This is a genomic window from Synechococcus sp. LA31 (assembly GCF_018502385.1).
GTDB lineage: Bacteria > Cyanobacteriota > Cyanobacteriia > PCC-6307 > Cyanobiaceae > Vulcanococcus.
In genome coordinates this window covers 146,651-162,561 of the sequence record NZ_CP075523.1, presented here as the reverse complement: position 1 = coordinate 162,561, position 15,911 = coordinate 146,651, and the positions used below count along the sequence as shown (strand labels likewise).

Sequence of the window (15,911 nt, the reverse complement as noted above, 5' to 3'; positions counted from 1 at the left end):
ATGAGAACGGTTATCATTAAATACCCCAATTGCTCCTCATGCGCCGGGTGTTCGCGGTATCGATGGCGGCCCTAGCGCTACTGATCAGCCAGGCCTGCAGCCGAGCCCCTAAGCCTGAGGTGATCGCTGCCGATGGGGCCCTGTGCGACATCACCCGCCGCCTCGCAGGGGCAGACCTGCGCGTGCAGTGCCTACTGGGACCAAAGGACGACCCCCACCAGCTCCAGCTCACGCCCGAGCAAACCCGCCAGATCCGCGAGGCGCAGCTGGTGCTGATCAATGGCTACGGACTCACCCCCGCACTGGCGCAACTGCCCGGGGCTGTGAAGGTGGCAGAAATCGCCGTGCCAGACAGCCCCGCGCTGCAGACCCAACAGGCTTCGGACCACCACGACCACGGGCATGGCCATGGCCATGGCGATCAGGATCCGCACGTGTGGCACGACCCTCGCCAGGCCGCAGCGATGACGGACCTGGTGAGCCAGCGACTGCAAGCGCTGAATCCAGCAGCAGCGGCGAAGATCCAGGCCCGCTCTGCCGCGATGCAAACCAGCTTGAAGGCTCTGCACAGCTGGAACCAGCAACAGTTCGCCACCATCCCCTCACCCCGGATCCTGGCCAGCAGCCATCGCGCCTTTGCCAGCCTCACCCGGGCCTACGACCTGGAAGAGCTAGCAGTGATCGATGCCACCAGCACCAGCGCATCTATTCGCCCCCAGGCCCTCGCCTCAGCGGTAAGCACGCTCGAGCAACGCAGGGTGCTCAGCCTGTTTGCAGAACAAAGCCCGCCCAGCAAATCGCTGCAGCGCATCAGCAGCCTCAGCGGCGTGCGCCTGGCACCGCAGCCGCTGATGGCTGACACCACTGGCGACCACCTGATGACCACCCTCACCAGCAACACCTGCTTGATCGTGGATGCCCTGGGTGGAACGTGCAATCGCCAGGGCGCTGAAGCGCTGGTGCAGAGCTGGGATGCAATCCGCTGAACCGCACCTGTGACAAAAGTCACATCAGGGCGTCATCGCCGCACCAGAGGAGCCTGGGCGCCCCCAAAAACCCATAGGATGCGATTGATTCTCAACAGCAAAATGGCTCAGGAGATCGGCCGCCACAGCGACGAAGCCCCCATGAAGCGGCCGAGCGGCGAGCATGCCAAAAAGAAGGGTTGCAAGCAAAAGAAGTGCTCCCACTGGAAAGGCGGCCAATGCCGCTGCGGCCGCGACTGAGCCGAGTTCAACCGACGTCACGCGCCCCAGCACCGCCCATGCCGCCTTTCACGTGGGCCAGAGCGGTGCCTTCAAGAAACTGCTGATCAAGCAACAACAGCGCTGCACTGTTCTCACCAGCCAACCTGAGGCGCTTACACACGAAACGCGCCTCAGCCTCTTCCTGCAATTGTTCAGAGACGAACCAATCGAGCATGGCGGTGGCACTGCGTTCGCCCAGCCCCTCCGCCAACGTATAGAGATGGTGAATTGAGGCTGTTACTCCTTTTTCTAGGTCGTAGACCACATCGAACAAGGTCTGCACAGAAGGCCAATCGCGCTCGGGGGCCTCGATAGTGGGCAATTCCACCTGCTGATCGCTATCTACCAAATAGGCAATCAAACGCGAGGCGTGGCCACGCTCCTCATTGCTCTTGTTGAGCATGTAGGAGGAGAAGCCCACCAGATCTTTTTCGCGCAACCAGATCGACATCGCCAGGTAAGTATGACTGGCCTGGAATTCGGCCGACAGATGGTTGTTGATCGCGCGGGTGAGCTCTTTCATCCTGTCGGAGCAGTGTTGAAATGTTGTACAGCAGAACAGCAGCGATCTGCCGCTGCGAGACAGGGCGTGTAAGCAATGGCACGAGGGGGTGTCAGGTTTCCAACAGGCTGCGAAGCATCCAGGCTGTCTTCTCGTGGATTTGCAGTCGCTGGGTTAGCAGATCAGCTGTGGGCTGATCATTCGCCTCGTCAGCCATGGCAAACACCACACGGATCGTGCGTGCCACAGCTTCATGACCCTGCACCAACTCATGCACCATCTCCATGGCAGCAGGCACACCCTGAGTTTCAGGAATCGTCGACAAGCTGCTGTAGATGCTGCCCCCAAAGGGAGCCTTGTGGCCCAAAGCCCGGATGCGCTCAGCAATCTCATCAAGGGCCGTCCAGAGCTCGGTGTATTGCTCCATAAACATCAAATGGAGCGTATTGAACATCGGCCCCGTCACGTTCCAGTGGAAGCCATGGGTTTTGGCATACAGCACAGTGCTGTCAGCAAGCACGCGACCAAGCCCTTCAGCGATGTTGGCGCGTTGATCGGCAGGGATACCGATGTCAATAGGAGGAGCGGCAATCATGGAGAACGTGTTGTTCCTGTCAAAACCCTAGTTAGCGCAAGCTGCCGTGTCAGCCCTGCCGGCGTAGCAGGTCGACGAGCGACCAGGGATCCGTAGCCATGCTCAGGCGTCCCGCCAGGATCGAAACGCCTTTCGATCCTGGGGCTTAGGCAGGAAGCTGCCAGCGGGCCTCTAGCCGCTTAAACAATAGAGACGCCGTGGTGGTCATCAGCAAATACACAAGAGCTACCGCGATATAAATTTCAAAAGCCCGGTAGGTGGTGGCCACCATCAACTGCCCCTGGCGGAACAACTCATCAAAACCAATCACCGCGGCCAAGCTGGTGTCTTTGATCAGAGTGATGAATTCATTGGCCAGTGGCGGCAGCACACGGCGTAGAGCCTGAGGTGCGATCACGAAGCGCATTCGCTCCAGCGGGCTCAGCCCCAGTGCATCTGCCGCTTCCCATTGCCCCCGATCGATCGATTCGATGCCACTGCGCAGGGTTTCCGCCAGATAGGCCGCCACATTGAGGCTAAGAGCAGTCACCGCCGCCGCTAAGCGGTTGATCGTGAACGGCACCTCCATGCTCTGCAGTAGCGCCGGGAGGCCGAAATAGATCAGAAACAGCTGCACCAACATTGGGGTGCCGCGGAAGAAGTCGATATAGACGCGGCAGAGCCCATGGGCTAACCGCCAGGGAGCCTGCAGCAACACTGCAAGCGCGATTCCCCCCATCAAACCAAAGCTGAAAGAGAGGGCCGTGAGCATCAGAGTGATGGCGGCCCCCTTCAGCAGATTCAGCGCCAACACATGAAGGTCAAGACCCGCAAGAGGCGATGAGGCAGCATCCAATGCGGGAGCACGCTCCGGCAGATCTGCAGGATCCGCCGCAAACCACTCGCGATACAGATCAGCGTAGCGACCACTCCGGATCAGGGCATCCAGCCCGCGATTCACATCAGCGGTGATTGGCGAGTTCATGGGCAACGCAATCCCATAAAACTCGGTGCTGAGATGCTCCCCTGAGATGCGCAGGCCCGTGAGCTTGGCCTGGTCAATGGCATAGAGAATCGCAGGCACATCACTCACCACAGCATCGGCATTGCCATTGGCTAACTCCTGCAGGGCCAGAGGCGTGGAATCAAAACTGCTCACCTTGGCGCCAGGCACTTGGCTGGCCTCCAAGGCGCCGGTGGTGCCGATCTGCACGGCAATGCGGCGGCCTTGTAATTGCGCCAACTGTTCGTAGGCAGGGCCGTTATCCCGCACAACAATCGCCTGGCCTGCCTTGAAATACGGACGACTGAAATCAATCGCACGCGAGCGCTGAGCCGTGATGGTCATCGCACTGATGGCCGCATCCACACTGCGAGCCTGCAGAGCGGGAATCAAGCCATCGAAGGGCAGCGGCACCCATCGGATTGGATGACCGGTTTCCTCACCGATCGCCTGCATCAGGTCAATATCGAAACCAGAGATCGCGCCGTTTTGAGCATTGCGATACTCAAAAGGTGGGAACGTGGGATCGGTTCCAACCCGCCATGGAGCGCCTGAGGCGCCACCACTGCCAGCCGGCAGCACCACCGCCACCATCGCCACCAAGGCCAGAACCCAGCCACGCCACCTGCGGATGTGTTCATGCAGACTGCGCCGAAGCGGATGGGCCATACCGAGGCGTCCTCCCAGAGCTCCCATGATCAGCACATCAACCTCCGCCCCTGTGCTGCAGTGCCGTGATCTGCACAAAAGCTATGGCGATATCAGCGTGCTGCGCGGAGTGAGTGCCACCGTTCATGCCGGCGATGTGGTGTCGATCATCGGACCATCCGGCTGCGGCAAAAGCACGTTTCTGCGCTGCCTCAACCGGCTGGAAAGCTTTGAGCAGGGCAGCCTGGAGGTCATGGGGCAGGCCGTTCCAGGCACGGCCATGCACTGGCAAAACCTGCGCCAACTCCGCGTGAACGTTGGCATGGTGTTTCAGCAATTCAATCTCTTTCCCCATCTCACCGTTCTGGAAAACCTGGTGCTCGCGCCGCGCCAGGTGCTGCAACTATCTCTAGCCGAATGCGAACAGCGCGCACGGCACCACCTCGAGCAAGTCGGCCTGGGCCATCGCAGCGCCGCCTATCCCGCTCAGCTGTCGGGTGGACAGAAACAGCGCGTGGCAATTGCCCGCAGCCTGTGCATGAACCCCGCGGTGATGTTGTTTGATGAGCCCACAAGTGCTCTCGACCCCGAGCTGGTCGTTGAGGTGCTGCAAGTCATGCGGCTGCTTGCGGAAACCGGGATGACAATGTTGGTCGTGACCCATGAAATGCGATTCGCCCGTGAGGTTTCCAATCATGTGCTGTTCTTTAATAACGGCCTGATCGAAGAAGAAGGCAAGCCCGCCGATGTCTTCACAACCCCCCGCAGCGAGCGTCTGAAATCCTTTCTGAGCCGTCAATAGCTAGCGCTACAGAACTAGCCGGATAACACACAAACCATACGATCGTGCCACGTATTCGAAGCCTTTTTGCCCTGCTGATCGGTCTCAGCATCAGCACGGCCCCCGCAAAAGCTGAAGACGAGCACACTGAGCTTGAACAACGCATCCAAGCACTGGATGCGTTGCGCTTCTCACCCACCACCACCCTCACCATCAACTCGAGCTTTGTAACTGGCAGTAATCACTTTCAAGGAAGCGCGAAGAGACTAGTTAATACAAGCAAGCAATCGTTTGGAGCTACCACCTTCAATTACGACGTCAAACTCATTCTAGATACCAGCTTCACAGGGCGCGACCTACTCCACATACGATTGAGATCCGGAAACTTTGAGAAGCTAAATAACAGCTTTTCCGGTGCCGGACCAAGCACCCTTTCGCAACTAGAAGTTGCCTTTCAAGAGCAGTCTGGCCCCAACCGACTAGCGATCAACCGGATCTTCTACCAAGTTCCTATCGGTGATTTCACATTCACCTTGGGTGGCCGGGTTGAACAAGACAACATGTTGGCGATCACCCCCAGTCTCTACCCGACTGAAAGCATCCTCGATCTGATGTCGTTTGCCGGTGCCATCGGGGCCAACAACATGACTCTCGGTGCTGGGGCAGGGGTCTGGTGGCAGCGCCAGGGGCTGGCGATCAGCGCTAATTACGTGGCTGCCAATGGAGCTTCCAACTTTGCCTCCACGTCTGATTCAGGAGGTGCTACCAGCGTTCAGATCGGCTATCAGGCGCCGGGCTGGGGCATCGCAGCGATCTACTCCCACCTGGAGAACGACAGACGTGCAGTTCCTTACGGCACCACCTTCACCATCACCAGCCTCAGCCGCAGCGGCAGCACCGACGCTTTCGGCGTCAGCGCTTACTGGCAGCCAACACAACGTGGCTGGGCGCCGTCGATCAGTGCCGGCTGGGGGATCAACCAGACGACGTACAGCGCCAAGGCAAGCAACCCCGCGCTTGTCAGCGTCAGTCAATCGTGGAGCGTGGGCCTGCAGTGGGATGACGCCTTCTTGCCGGGCAACATCCTTGGCATGGCCGTTGGGGAGCCCACCTTTGCCACCAGCCTCACCAGCGGTGCCCCCCCGAACGATGGGAATCTGATCTGGGAGTGGTGGTATCGCTACCAGATCAGCGACAACGTGAGCATCACTCCGGGGCTGTTCTATCTGAGTCGCCCACTGGGGGCTGACACACCCTCTGGCCAGAGCTTCGCGCAATTGGGGGGCCTCGTGAAAACCAGCTTCTCCTTTTAGGGATCAGACTCTCCCCATCGCCATCACACCTGCCCGCACGTGACCGCCAGCGCGACTTCCCCTGCGACCAAGAGCGTCGCCACCACCGCTCCCCTACCCGTCACAATCCTCACCGGCTTCCTGGGCGCCGGCAAAACCACGCTGCTGAATCACATCCTCAGCAACCAGCAGGGGGTGAAAACGGCCGTTCTGGTGAACGAATTTGGGGAGATCGGCATCGACAATGACCTGATCATCGCCACCGGCGACGACATGGTGGAGCTGAGCAACGGCTGCATCTGTTGCTCGATCAACGGCGAGCTGCTCGATGCGGTGTATCGCATCCTCGATCGGCCCGAACGGGTGGATTATCTGGTGGTGGAGACCACTGGATTGGCCGATCCCCTGCCGGTGGCCATGACCTTCCTCGGTAGTGATCTACGCGATACCACCAGGCTCGATTCAATCATCACCTTGATTGACGCCGAGAACTTCAGCGACGAGATCCTCGATGGTGAGGTGGCCCGCGCCCAGGTGGTGTATGGCGACATCCTGCTGCTCAACAAGTGCGACCTGGTGGGAGAGGAGCGCTTGGCGGAGGTGGAAAGCCGTCTGCGAGAGATCAAGACCGATGCCCGCATCCTGCATTCGGTGAAGGGTGATGTGAGCCTGCCGCTGCTGCTGAGCGTGGGCCTGTTTGAAAGCGACAAAGTGGTCGCCAAGCAGAACCATGACGACTGCGATCACGACCACGGCCATTGCGTGCATGAGCATGAGCACGGCCACAGCCATGACCACCACGATCACAGCCACGATCACGGCCACAGCCACAGCCACGGCCACAGCCACAGCCACAGCCACGCGCACGATCACAGCCACAACCATCCCGATCACCTGGCAATCGAAGGATTCACCTCGCTGTCATTCAGCAGCGAAGGCCCCTTCGCCCTGCGCAAATTCCAGAATTTCCTCGACAACCAGCTGCCGGCCGGCGTATTCCGTGCCAAGGGCATCCTCTGGTTTAACGAAAGCGACAAACGCCACGTGTTCCACCTGGCCGGCAAGCGCTTCTCCATCGACGACAGCGACTGGAGCTCAGCCGCTGAGCGCAAGAACCAGCTGGTGCTGATCGGCAAGAACCTCGACCATGCCCTGCTGCGCAAGCAGCTCCAAGCCTGCGTGGCCAAGGATGCAGGCAAGGGCTTCGTCTGAGGCCATACTGCAAAGAGCGGTTTTCCGGATTCAGCCCGGGATGGCAACGAGGAAAGTCCGGTGAGCAGCCCTGGCTGTTATTCCGGCACTGTCCCGCAGCTGTGATGGGGCCTGCCGGTAGGGCAGACCCCTCAGTCAGAACGCTCGCCGCTCTTTGCCTCTCGTTTCCTTATCAGCACCGGCGCGGACCGGCACTGCCCATGACCTCCAAGCTGACTCGCTCCCTACTGCTCAGCAGCGCCGCAGGCTTTGGCCTCAGCCTGCTTTCAACCCTTCCTGCCGGCGCCCACGGCAACGCCGATGCCGGCGTTTTGGGTGGGGCCCTGCATCCCCTGCTGGGCATTGATCACCTGTTGCTGTTGGTGGGCGTGGGCTTTGCCGCTGCCCAGTTCGGGTCTTTGCTGTTGGGCGTCGCCCTTGGCGGAGCACTCCTGGGAAGCGTGTTCGGCAGCTTTGGCGGTCATCTGCCCGGCGCCGAAGTGCTAGCAGCCCTGGCTGTGAGTGGCCTGGGTGCAGCACTGCTCCTGAGCCGCAACCTGATGCGACCGCTGCCCGTGCTCGGGGGCGTGATGGGTGCGGCTGTGGCCGTTCACGCCATGCTTCACGGTCAAGAAGCCAGTGGCACCGCCGGTTGGTGGCTGGGAGCGCTGCTCACCGCCTCGCTGGTGATCGGGCTGAGCTTCCTGGCAGGCCGCCAGTTCAATCAGCGCCAGAGCCAGTGGGCAGCCGGTGCGCTTGCTCTGCTCGGTGGTGTTCTGGCCCTCGCGCCGCTGTAACGGCAGCCATTGCAACACCAGCGCTGGACAATCCCGCTAGCGTGATCCCAATCGCGTCCAGCGCTTTGGCCGATCTGATTCTGCTCTCCGCCGTGTTCACCTTGGCTGGAGTGATCGCTTGGTTGGCTGCCGGCTCTGATGACGACAACGGTGGTGGCGGTCTGATGCAGCCGGTGCTGGTGCCAGTGCGATCAGCTCGGCATCAGCGCTGATTCAGCTGCGGCACAACTCGGGCATAGCGCCCTCACATTGAGAACACACTCCAGCAGACGAAAGCCGTGGTCACCGGCCGCCTGCTCGCCAGCCATGAGTACGGCTTGGCTTTCAAATTCCTCGGTGTGTCCGCAGCGCACACATACCAGGTGGTGATGATCGCGATGATCGTCATCGCTGGCCAGCTCAAAGCGGCGACCGCCTTCGGGCAGCTCCAGCTCCCGCAGTAGCTCCATGGAGCTCAACAGCCGCAGGGTGCGATATACGGTAGCTAGCGATACACGCTCCTCGGCGCGCAGGAGCCTCTGGTGCACCTCCTCGGCGCTGAGGTGGGTGCCTTCGCCCAACCGCTCAAACAACGACAGAACCCGCTGACGCTGGGGCGTGAGCCTCTGGCCGCGGCCATGCAGGCTGCTGCGCAACGCTTCCGCTGGCAGATCGGGCGCCGGTACGGCAGGCATGCAGGCAGACGTGGCGCTCTTCTCAACAGTAACGGCTGTTGCGAACCGATGCCACGTCCGCACGGGCGCTGATAGCCCCGATCAGATCGGCAAGCGTGCTCACAAGCCGGTAGCTGATCACCACCGCCAACAGAGGCGCTTCGGGGACCGCAAAGGCCAGACGGAGCAGCAGCACCGCCTCGAACACACCAAGACCTCCAGGCGCTCCCGGCACCACCAGCCCCGCGGTCCAGGCCAGAGCAAAGCCCGCCAGCCAGCTGCCCCAGCCAAGGGCAAACGACAAATCAAAGGCCTGCACGCAACAGGCAAATCCAGCGAAGCGCAGCAACACAAACCCCAGCTCAGCCAGCAGAGGCGGCCAGGGGTATCCCGGCAGCGCCGGCGGCAAGGCATCGAGCTCACCGTCCAAGAGCCCGCGCTGGGCCAACTGCTGGGCCCGCTGCTGCTCCAAGCGCTGCATCAGCGGATTCAGCCAGCGTGGCAGCAACAGCAGCAGAGGCAGCAGACAGCCCAGAGCCAGCCCCGACTGCCAGCCCCCTAGGGGGACCAGAGCGAGCGCCGCAACCGCTGCCAGCAGTGGATCGAGCAGCACCGCCACCAGTGCCTGTGGGGTGCTCAGGGGCTGAAGCGCAACGGGTGCTTCCGGCCCCGGATCGGCCTTGAGGGCCCGCAGCCGCGCCACCAGATGCCACACCCCACCAGGAAGGTATTTGCGCAGGTTGGAACTGAGAAAAAGTGCGATCAGAGCGATCCAGCGGGGCTGCTGCCCCAGCCAGCGCAGACAGAAGCCCCAGGCACAGGCATTGGCCACCAGGCTGAGCAGACTGAGCCCCACCCCCAAGAGCAGCCAGCACCAACCCTGGCCATCAAGGCTCAATTGCAGCAGCTGCCGGCCATGGCCCAGCAAGGCCGCCAACACAAAGCCACCACTGACCAGCGAGACCCAAAGCTTCGCCCCACCAGGCAGAGCAGGCAAGCGCTTCATGGCAGGGGCTCCTCCACCAGGGCCAGCACAGCACGCCGCAGCCGCTCCACCGGCAGCTGATGGCGGGCAGCCATGGCTGCCAGATCATCGGCCTCCGGCTTGCACAGCCAGCTGCCATCCGGCCGCCGCGAGCGCTTGACGCGCACAACGCCCCAGGGGGTCTCGATCGAGAGGATCTCGCGCGGCAGGCTCAGCCGCTGCTGCAGCTGCTCCCGCACCCCGATGCTGCTGCCGTAGTGCCACCAAACGGAGCGTAGGGCTGTGCCCTGATCCGGCTGGGCCAGCACGGTCACCAGATGTCCAGGGCGCCCTTTCTTCATCAGCAGGGGCTGGTGAAACACCTCCAGGGCACCGGCGTTACGCAGGGCCTCCATCAACAACGCCAGATCTTCAGCGCTGCAATCATCCAGCTGGGCCTGCTGCTGCAACAGCGTTTCCTGCAGCTCTCCCTGGCCAGACTGAAGCGGATCAGCCAGCACCAACCGCAGCAGATTGGGGCGATCCAACTGACGGGTGCCAAGGCCAACACCCACCGCCCCTGGACGCAGTGCTGGAGCCTGGCCGAAACGATCCGCCAGCACCGCCATCAGCGCCATGCCCGTTGGCGTGGTGAGTTCCGCGGCGGGGAAGTCGTCGCTGGCGGCGAGCGGAACCTGCCGGCGCCTGGCGAGCTCCAGCACCGCTGGTGCCGGCAAAGGGAGCAGGCCATGGGCGGTGCGTACACGGCCATGGCCTGCAGGTGGCGGCGTGCACACCAGCTGCTTCACGCCGAAATGCTGGAAGCCCGCACACACACCCACCACGTCCACCAGCGCATCAACGGCACCCACCTCGTGGAAATGCACCGCCTCGGCCGCACAACCATGCACCGCCGCTTCGGCGTCAGCCAACAGGGCAAACACCTCCAGCACGCGCTGTTGCAGCGCCGGCTCCAAAGGCGCTGCTGCGATCTGCTGGCGCAGCTCGCCCCAGTGCCGGTGGGGCGGAGAAGGTTCGGTCAGTGCCACCTCCAGCTGCATGCCCCGCAGGCCACAGCTCCGGGTCTCCCGGCATTCCAGGCGATAGGCCTCGCCCAAGCCCAGGGCCGCCAGTGGTTGAGCCACCACCGCCTCAGGCAGCCCGAGATCCAGCAGGGCCGCCAACAACATGTTGCCGGCCAGACCCGTTGGGCAATCCACCCAAGCCAGCGGCTGGGCTGCGCTCATCGGGCTTCCACCAGCAAACGCTCAGCGCGCTCTTCCAGCTCGCTGCGGCGCTGCCGCAGCCACTGCTCCACCTCACGGCGCGCTCGGCGTTGTTCGTTCTGAGCAGTGGTCACGTCGTAGCCCGATAACCCCCAGAGCCGGCCTAGCAGGGCTCGATCATCGGCACCGCCACGGGATCCGCCATACACCAACTGCTCGGCCAGCATCCCGGCCTGCAGCACACGGCTCCATCGGCGCAGATCCTCAAGCGGCAGTTTGGCGTGGGCCGGAGGTTCGAGCTGCGTGGTGCCATTGGCGCTGAGCCCTTCGCGCAGGCAGGCGCGGCTACCCACGAACACCTGTTTCACCGGCAGATCGTTGTCGGCGGCCACGAGCACATGGCCTGCTTCATGAATGGCGATACGCCGCAAACGAGCGGTGCCGATGCCAGCCGGCAACGCTTCGGCCAGCAGATGGCCACCCAACCCGCCGAAACGGGCCGCATCCAGCGTGAGAGCCACCAAGCCTCCACCGGCCGCCACAGCAATCAACCAAGGCGACAGGCCGAGGGGTGGCCCCACCACCGCCAGCACGGTGATCACCGCCACAGCGCCGCCGGCAGAGAGGGCTGCCGTGGAGCCCTGGTCGGAGCTGGGACCCCGCTCCGGCGGCGCCATGGTTAGCGCCGGCCGGCGGGACGCCCACCGCGGCCGGGGCCGCGGCCCTTGCCACCACGCTGGGGCACGGGCGCAATCACTTCGTGCTCCTCCACCTGCAGCTGCTGCCCCTGCCGGCGCAGATCCAGCGACACAAAGTGACGCAGATGCTCAGCCGCAATCTCTCCGCGCAGCTGCAGCTTGAACGGCGTGGGACGCGAGCCGTCCGCACGCGGCTGCTGCCGGATCTTGACCACCAGGTCTCCATCCTCGGGCCGGGTGTAGATCAGCTCACCGCGCACGGAGAAATAGCCATCTCCCTCCGGCAGATCATCGCTGGGGGGCGCATCGGCCTCGGCTTCAGCAGCGCTCTCGGTGGCGATCGCCGTGGCAGCCAGGGTGCTTGGTTCCCATACACCCACCAGCTGCAGATGGAGTTTGTCGGGGTCGCGAAAGCGGGGATAGGCCACCCAAAGGTGAGGCTTGCTCAGATCGAGATGGCGGCGCATCAGCGTGAGCACCCTGCCCAGCACCACCGCTTCGATCTCGGTGCCGTCTTCGGCCTGCAGAGTGCCGCGGGTGAGCTGTTCGGGATCTTCGGGCACATAGGTCCCCCGCACCACACCGATGGCCCGGTACTGCATCGGTTCGGTGACCGGGGAAATGGGGTGTTGACGCATCGTGGCTGAAACCCTCTGGGCGCTCGTGTTGTCCATGGCCCGGCCGCCAATGTAACCAGCCCTTGCCATGGCCCCAGACTGAGTCACATCCATGCGCTGAACCATGCCGCCACGCGCCAGCACCAATCCCCGAGGGCTACTGCTCGGCCTGGGGGCGTTTGTTTTGGTGGGCGGCTCCATGGCGGGCGGCTGGTGGCTGGGGCAGCGGAGCCGCGGTGTGGAGAGCGACCGCTCCCAGGCCGCGGTGGAGCGCCAAGCCGATCAACTGCGCCAGAAGCTGTTGGATGGCGGCGCCAGCGAAGCTGAACAACAGCGCCTGGTGCAGCTGCTGCTGGTGTTGAACCAATCAGAGGAGGCAACGGCGCTGCTGGAGCAACTGGCCGATCAGCAGCCCCGGCGCTGGCAGCTGCGACTGCTGCTGGCGGAATTGCATCGCCAAAACAACAATCGCGCGGCGGCTGAGCGGGAGCTGCGCCAGCTGCTCAACCTCAGCCCCAACCGAATCGAGGCTCTGCAACTGATGGCTCTGTTGCAACTGGAGCAGGGCCGAGGCGGCCAGGCCCAGGCGCAGCTGAAGACGCTGATCGTGAACGGTAGAAAGCCGGCCGTGCAACCCCAGGTGCTGCCGCTAAGCCTGCTCCTGGGAGACCTGCAGCAGCGGATGGGGCAACAGGCCGAAGCCGCCGCTACCTACACCAAGCTGGCGGCCGAGTTTCCCAGGGATCCCAGGCCGCTACTAGCGCTTGCCCTGCTCCGCCAAGAACAGGGCAACAGCAAGGCCGCCCAGGAAGCGCTGGCTCAAGCCCGCAACCGTCAGCCCGGCAACAAGGACACACGACTGGATCGGGTGGCTGCCAGCTGGGGAATCACCCAACTGCGGCAAGGCAAGGTTGAATCGCCTAAGGAGCCTTCACCTGGGACGACACCCCCGAATTCTGAGCGTCCAGCTCCTTGAGGGCCGCATCGATGGCATCACCTGGAGGGGTGGCGTCATCCATCGCGGTGCCGCGTCGGATCTTGTTCATCAGATCAATGGGATTGGCTGAATCCAGCACGCTGTTGCTCTTTGAACCACCGGTGTTGCTCCCCCCGGGGCCGTAGTCATAAATCTGTTGCTCCTGGGTGGACATTCCCCAGGAGCTGTAATCAGCGCGAACGGCTGCCGGGGGCAGTGCAGCGGCGGCCATGAGCACTACAGCCCCGCCCATCAGGAATGCACCGCGTCGGAATGACAAGGAGCGATCCATCACCGTTCGATGCGATTGGTGCAGCAATCGTAGGCGGGCCCTTTTTGCAAATGGTGTGCTGCGGCGCTACGAGAAGCTGGGGTCGATTGCCTTGCCACACCACCGGCCCCGCCCATGCGCATCGCCAGCTGGAACGTGAACTCCGTGCGCACGCGGCTTGATCAGGTGCTGACCTGGCTGAAGCAGGCACAGCCCGATGTGCTCTGCCTTCAGGAAACAAAGGTGGCCGATGAGCTGTTTCCCCATGCCGCCTTCGAGGAGCTCGGCTACAGCTGCGCTATCAGTGGCCAGAAGGCCTACAACGGCGTGGCCTTGATCAGCCGGCTACCGATTGAAGATGAGCAGATCGGCTTCACCGCCCTGCTGCCCAACGATCCGGAAGCATCGGCGCTGAGTGACCAGAAGCGCGTGATCAGCGCCCTGATCGACGGAGTGCGGGTGCTCAATCTTTATGTGCCTAATGGCAGCTCACTCTCCAGTGAGAAGTACCCCTACAAGCTGCAGTGGTTGGGATGCCTGAAGCGCTATTTGGAGAGGCAGGAAGCTCAGGCTGATCCGCTCTGCATGGTGGGCGACTTCAACATCGGCCTCGAAGCGTGCGATTTGCATGATCCCGAACGCCTCACCGGCGGGATCATGGCCAGCGCCCCCGAACGCCAGGCCCTGCAGGCTGCCCTTGCGGGGCGCCTCACCGATGCGTTTCGTGTGTTCGAACCGTCCAGCGGCCACTGGAGCTGGTGGGATTACCGCAGCGGCGCCTGGGACCGTGACCAGGGCTGGCGCATCGATCACATCTACCTCTCAGAGGATCTGCTCAGCTGCGCCACAGGTTGCGTCATCGATAAGGCACCTCGCGGTAACACCCAACCCAGCGATCACGCACCGGTGGTGGTGAACCTCATCTGGCCCCCCGAAGAGAATGAACAAGACGACTGGGGATGAAGGCCTCGAATGCCCTCAGAACACCAAGGCCTCGACCGGTAGCTTCACGCCCGCTGCCCGCAACTCCACCTGGCGCCGCAGCGATTCACCGCAGGTTTTGGGCGTGGGGAACAACTTGCCTGGATTGGCCAGGCCCTCTGGATCCATGGCCCGGCGAACCAGCTGCATGGTGGCCTGATCGTCCACGCTGAACATCCAGTCCATGTAGCAGCGCTTGTCGCTGCCGACACCGTGTTCGCCGCTGATGCTGCCACCGGCCTCAATGCACAACCTCAGGATGTCTGCACCCAGGGCCTTCACCCGCTCGTTGACCCCCGCCTCGCCGGCGCGGTACAGGATCAGCGGGTGCAGGTTCCCATCACCGGCATGAAACACATTGGCCACCGCCAGGCCATGCTCCGCACTCAGCCGATCAATCGCCGCCAACACACCGGGCAACGCCGTGCGCGGCACCACTCCGTCTTGCAAGTAATAGCTGGGGAACTGCCGGCCGAGGGCCGAGATCGCACTCTTGCGCCCTTTCCACAGACGCGCGCGTGCCTCGTCGCTCCAGGCCTCGCGCACCGCGCCGGCGCCTGCTTCCAAACAAAGGCGGCTGGCGATCTGCACCGATTCCTTCACCTCAAGCTCGTGGCCATCGAGCTCGATTAACAGCACGGCAGCGGCCTCGCGCGGATATTCATCCACCCCGAAGTAATCATCCACTGCCTGGATGCAGGGGTTGTCCATCATTTCCATCCCCGCCGGCAGAACGCCTGCACCAGTCACCAGGCGCACGGCCTCTCCAGCCGCTGCCATCGAGGCAAAATCCGCCAGCAACACCGCCACCGTTTGCGGCGTGCGCAGCAGCCGCAAGGTGATTGCCGTGGCGATCCCCAACGTGCCTTCGCTGCCGATGAACACGCCGCGCAGATCCAGGCCCGGCATGTCTGGCAGCTCACCACCCAAGGTGGTGATCGAGCCATCCGGCAGCACCACCTCCATCGCCAACACGTGGTTGCTGGTCACGCCGTATTTGAGGCAGTGCACGCCACCGGAGTTCTCGGCCACGTTGCCGCCGATGCTGCAGGCCACCTGGCTGGATGGATCGGGCGCGTAATAAAAGCCATCGCCGGCCACAGCGCGGGTGACCCAGCTGTTGATCACCCCGGGCTGCACGGTGATCCGCTCGTTGGCCAGATCCACCTCAAGCACCTGGCGCATCCGGCTGGTGGCAATCACTAAGGCAGGCTCCTCCGCCAGGGCACCGCCCGAGAGCCCGGTGCCGCTGCCGCGGGCAATGAAGGGCACCTGCATCTCGGCGCAGAGCTTCACCACCGCCGCCACCTGTTGGGTGGTTTCTGGCAGCACCACGAGGCGCGGCTGATGGCGGTTCAGGGTGAGGCCATCACAGTCGTAGGCCAGCAACTCCTGACGCTTGGACACCACCGCACGCGGCGGCAGCAGGGGCCGTAGACGGCGTTCAAGCAAGCCCCAATCAGGCGTCACAAGGATTGGTCTCGGTGGCA

The 15,911-nt window shown here is 62.9% G+C and carries 19 protein-coding genes and 1 riboswitch; of the genes, 9 read left to right on the top strand and 10 right to left on the bottom strand.

Annotated elements, in window-relative coordinates:
- The first annotated feature begins 38 nt into the window (after positions 1-38).
- Complete coding sequence (locus KJJ24_RS00790) at positions 39-986, top strand: metal ABC transporter substrate-binding protein (RefSeq protein WP_214340125.1); 948 nt, start codon at positions 39-41, stop codon at positions 984-986.
- A 78-nt stretch (positions 987-1,064) separates the two neighbouring features.
- Complete coding sequence (locus tag KJJ24_RS00785) at positions 1,065-1,226, top strand: hypothetical protein (RefSeq protein ID WP_214343796.1); 162 nt, start codon at positions 1,065-1,067, stop codon at positions 1,224-1,226.
- Positions 1,227-1,233: 7 nt separating this feature from the next.
- On the opposite strand, the gene KJJ24_RS00780 is transcribed toward KJJ24_RS00785, so the two are convergent.
- The 3 genes from KJJ24_RS00780 to KJJ24_RS00770 all read right to left on the bottom strand — a co-directional run bounded on the left by KJJ24_RS00780 (position 1,234) and on the right by KJJ24_RS00770 (position 4,022).
- On the bottom strand, positions 1,234-1,770 hold the full coding sequence (locus tag KJJ24_RS00780; RefSeq protein ID WP_214340123.1) for a ferritin: 537 nt from the start codon (positions 1,768-1,770) through the stop codon (positions 1,234-1,236).
- 91 nt (positions 1,771-1,861) lie between these two features.
- Positions 1,862-2,344: a Dps family protein gene (locus KJJ24_RS00775; protein ID WP_214340121.1), complete on the bottom strand. Its 483-nt coding sequence runs from the start codon at positions 2,342-2,344 to the stop codon at positions 1,862-1,864.
- 145 nt (positions 2,345-2,489) lie between these two features.
- Positions 2,490-4,022, bottom strand: coding sequence for an ABC transporter permease subunit (locus KJJ24_RS00770; protein ID WP_250544825.1), 1,533 nt, complete (start codon positions 4,020-4,022; stop codon positions 2,490-2,492).
- Here KJJ24_RS00770 and KJJ24_RS00765 point away from each other — a divergent pair.
- The 5 genes from KJJ24_RS00765 to KJJ24_RS00745 all read left to right on the top strand — a co-directional run bounded on the left by KJJ24_RS00765 (position 4,021) and on the right by KJJ24_RS00745 (position 8,247).
- Entirely contained in the window at positions 4,021-4,776 is a 756-nt protein-coding gene (locus KJJ24_RS00765; protein WP_250544824.1) for an amino acid ABC transporter ATP-binding protein, read from the top strand. The genes KJJ24_RS00770 and KJJ24_RS00765 overlap by 2 nt on opposite strands.
- 44 nt (positions 4,777-4,820) lie before the next feature.
- Complete coding sequence (locus KJJ24_RS00760; RefSeq protein WP_250544823.1) at positions 4,821-6,068, top strand: iron uptake porin; 1,248 nt, start codon at positions 4,821-4,823, stop codon at positions 6,066-6,068.
- A gap of 39 nt (positions 6,069-6,107) precedes the next feature.
- Complete coding sequence (locus tag KJJ24_RS00755; RefSeq protein ID WP_214340119.1) at positions 6,108-7,259, top strand: GTP-binding protein; 1,152 nt, start codon at positions 6,108-6,110, stop codon at positions 7,257-7,259.
- Positions 7,260-7,426: riboswitch (cobalamin riboswitch) on the top strand.
- 33 nt (positions 7,427-7,459) lie between these two features.
- Positions 7,460-8,035 (top strand): HupE/UreJ family protein, encoded by a 576-nt coding sequence (locus KJJ24_RS00750; protein WP_214340117.1) that lies wholly within the window; start codon positions 7,460-7,462, stop codon positions 8,033-8,035.
- Positions 8,036-8,100: 65 nt separating this feature from the next.
- Entirely contained in the window at positions 8,101-8,247 is a 147-nt protein-coding gene (locus tag KJJ24_RS00745) for a hypothetical protein (protein ID WP_214340115.1), read from the top strand.
- On the opposite strand, the gene KJJ24_RS00740 is transcribed toward KJJ24_RS00745, so the two are convergent.
- The 5 genes from KJJ24_RS00740 to KJJ24_RS00720 are packed head-to-tail and all read right to left on the bottom strand — an operon-like array spanning position 8,227 to position 12,214.
- Positions 8,227-8,709, bottom strand: coding sequence for a Fur family transcriptional regulator (locus KJJ24_RS00740; protein ID WP_214340112.1), 483 nt, complete (start codon positions 8,707-8,709; stop codon positions 8,227-8,229). The two genes, KJJ24_RS00745 and KJJ24_RS00740, sit on opposite strands and share 21 nt — an antisense overlap.
- Positions 8,710-8,731: 22 nt before the next feature.
- A complete protein-coding gene (locus tag KJJ24_RS00735) occupies positions 8,732-9,694 on the bottom strand; it encodes a lysylphosphatidylglycerol synthase domain-containing protein (RefSeq protein ID WP_214340110.1) in 963 nt (320 codons plus the stop codon).
- Positions 9,691-10,899, bottom strand: coding sequence for a nickel pincer cofactor biosynthesis protein LarC (gene larC / locus KJJ24_RS00730; protein ID WP_214340108.1), 1,209 nt, complete (start codon positions 10,897-10,899; stop codon positions 9,691-9,693). The genes KJJ24_RS00735 and larC overlap by 4 nt, the downstream gene beginning before the upstream one ends.
- Positions 10,896-11,555: a hypothetical protein gene (locus KJJ24_RS00725; protein WP_214340106.1), complete on the bottom strand. Its 660-nt coding sequence runs from the start codon at positions 11,553-11,555 to the stop codon at positions 10,896-10,898. The genes larC and KJJ24_RS00725 overlap by 4 nt, the downstream gene beginning before the upstream one ends.
- A gap of 2 nt (positions 11,556-11,557) precedes the next feature.
- Positions 11,558-12,214, bottom strand: coding sequence for a hypothetical protein (locus tag KJJ24_RS00720; RefSeq protein ID WP_214340104.1), 657 nt, complete (start codon positions 12,212-12,214; stop codon positions 11,558-11,560).
- A gap of 103 nt (positions 12,215-12,317) precedes the next feature.
- On the opposite strand from KJJ24_RS00720, the gene KJJ24_RS00715 reads away from it, so the two are divergent.
- A complete protein-coding gene (locus KJJ24_RS00715) occupies positions 12,318-13,169 on the top strand; it encodes a lipopolysaccharide assembly protein LapB (RefSeq protein WP_214340102.1) in 852 nt (283 codons plus the stop codon).
- Here KJJ24_RS00715 and KJJ24_RS14875 read toward each other — a convergent pair.
- Entirely contained in the window at positions 13,114-13,461 is a 348-nt protein-coding gene (locus KJJ24_RS14875; protein WP_250544822.1) for a hypothetical protein, read from the bottom strand. The genes KJJ24_RS00715 and KJJ24_RS14875 overlap by 56 nt on opposite strands.
- 114 nt (positions 13,462-13,575) lie before the next feature.
- On the opposite strand from KJJ24_RS14875, the gene xth reads away from it, so the two are divergent.
- Positions 13,576-14,403: an exodeoxyribonuclease III gene (gene xth / locus KJJ24_RS00705; RefSeq protein ID WP_214340100.1), complete on the top strand. Its 828-nt coding sequence runs from the start codon at positions 13,576-13,578 to the stop codon at positions 14,401-14,403.
- Between the two features lie 15 nt (positions 14,404-14,418).
- Here the strand turns inward: xth and KJJ24_RS00700 are convergent, their stop codons facing one another.
- The gene (locus KJJ24_RS00700) at positions 14,419-15,873 is read right to left on the bottom strand and encodes an FAD-linked oxidase C-terminal domain-containing protein (protein WP_250544821.1); all 1,455 of its coding nucleotides are present in this window, start codon (positions 15,871-15,873) and stop codon (positions 14,419-14,421) included.
- Between the last annotated feature and the right edge of the window lie 38 nt (positions 15,874-15,911).